This window comes from Pantoea sp. B9002, assembly GCF_013385945.1.
In the GTDB taxonomy this organism is placed as follows: domain Bacteria; phylum Pseudomonadota; class Gammaproteobacteria; order Enterobacterales; family Enterobacteriaceae; genus Pantoea.
The window spans coordinates 1-356 of the sequence record NZ_JACAPA010000148.1; the positions used below are offsets into that span (position 1 = coordinate 1).

The window sequence follows — 356 nt, forward strand, 5'->3', positions numbered from 1 at the left end:
CCCAGGACCAGGGCCACCAGCGCGACGAGAATAAAGACGGTTTTCTGGGTTCGAGTCATAGATTCAACAATAGGTAGTGATCGACGAGCAGCGCGATAAACAGCAGGAACAAGTAGTAGATAGAGTACTTGAAGGTGTTGATCGCCGCATGCGGCTGGATGCCACGGTACAGCACCCACGCCCATTGCAGGAAGCGCGCGCCGAGGCCCAGGGCGCAGAGCAGGTAGAGCACGCCGCTCATGTGGATCACGAACGGCAGCAGGCTGACCGCCAACAGGGCAAAGGTGTACAGCAGGATATGCACCTTGGTGTATTGCTCGCCGTGGGTCACCGGCAGCATCGGGATATCGGCCTTG

General features: G+C 58.4%; 1 protein-coding gene. It reads right to left on the minus strand.

Features of this window, described 5'->3' with window-relative positions; genetic code table 11:
* Positions 1-55: 55 nt before the first annotated feature.
* The coding region (locus HX773_RS25600) for a UbiA family prenyltransferase (protein ID WP_370463641.1) at positions 56-356 on the minus strand (301 nt) is incomplete at its 5' end.